This window comes from Flavobacterium sp. JAS, from assembly GCF_020991455.1.
Taxonomy (GTDB): domain Bacteria; phylum Bacteroidota; class Bacteroidia; order Flavobacteriales; family Flavobacteriaceae; genus Flavobacterium.
The window spans coordinates 1-1211 of the sequence record NZ_JAJMOX010000043.1; the positions used below are offsets into that span (position 1 = coordinate 1).

Here is a 1211-nt window from a genome sequence, read left to right on the forward strand (position 1 = left end):
CTCGTTCCTCCTTTAGATTTGTTTTTTGAAATTTGATTAGATTTATGATTGAGAAAGGAAGCAAAAGTAAACTATTCGTTCCTGCGAGCTTGTGACTCATATTTCGATTAAGACTTTAGCTTCCCTTTCATCAAAGACTCAGATAGAAATTTGGGCTAGTGACCCGTTATTAAGGAGTTGAGCTTATGATGAATTTCTCAAATCATTTGTTAAATCGTAAAAGCAAAGTTATGAAAAACATTATTATTGGCATTGATATCAGCAGTAAGACTTTAGATATCTGTATTAAAGAAGAATCAATAAATTACATTTCTATTAAAAACAACCTTCAGGATATAAAGCGTTTTTTAAAAAGATATTCAAAAGAAAATGTAATTATAGCCATGGAAAATACAGGCAGATACAATTGGAATTTGTTTGAAGTACTTGAAAAATTCAACTTTAAAGTTTATGTAATATCAGCTTTGCATATCAAAAAAAGTATAGGACTTGTTAGGGGGAAAAATGATAAAATTGATGCTTTTCGTATTTGCAATTTTATTGAAAAAAATTATCAGGAAAATAGAGAATGGAAACCAAGCTCTTGTTCTATTAAAAAGATAAAAATACTATTAACAGAAAGAGCTTCAAGAATAAAAATTAAAAAGCAATTGATGGTTCAGCAGCATGATTATAAACTCATGAAAAATATTGGCTTAGATAAACAGTTAAAGGACTTAAATACTAAGCTTCTTAAAAATATTGAAGTCCAGATTAAAATTATAGAAAATGATATTGAAAACATAATCCATAACGAAGAAAATCTTAATCAACAGCAGAAATTGATAAAATCTGTTCCTGGAGTGGGTCAAGTTTTATCATGGACATTATTATCAAAAACAGAAGGATTTACAGCTATAACCGATCCTAGAAAGATGGCATGTTACAGCGGAGTCGTGCCTTTCGATTTTCAATCCGGAACATCATTAAAAAGAAGACCTGGAGTATCAATGCTTGCAGATAAAAATCTAAAAACGATTCTACATCTGGCAGCGATGAGTGCAATTCGATCAGATAATGATTTACGAACATATTACATCAGAAAAGTTGACGAAGGAAAAAATAAAATGAGTGTTTTAAACGCTGTAAGAAATAAAATAATCCATCGGGTTTTTGCTGTAATAAAAAACCAAATCCCTTATCAAAAAGATTTGGTTTTATCATAGAAATCG

General features: G+C 29.6%; 1 protein-coding gene. It reads left to right on the forward strand.

What is annotated here, in order from left to right:
* Positions 1-230: 230 nt before the first annotated feature.
* Entirely contained in the window at positions 231-1205 is a 975-nt protein-coding gene (locus LPB88_RS23660; protein ID WP_230718258.1) for an IS110 family transposase, read from the forward strand.
* Positions 1206-1211 lie beyond the last annotated feature (6 nt).

Excerpts from the sequence above, each read along its gene's own strand:
- LPB88_RS23660 (WP_230718258.1), top strand. The coding sequence starts at position 231 with ATGAAAAACATTATTATTGGCATTGATATCAGCAGTAAGACTTTAGAT.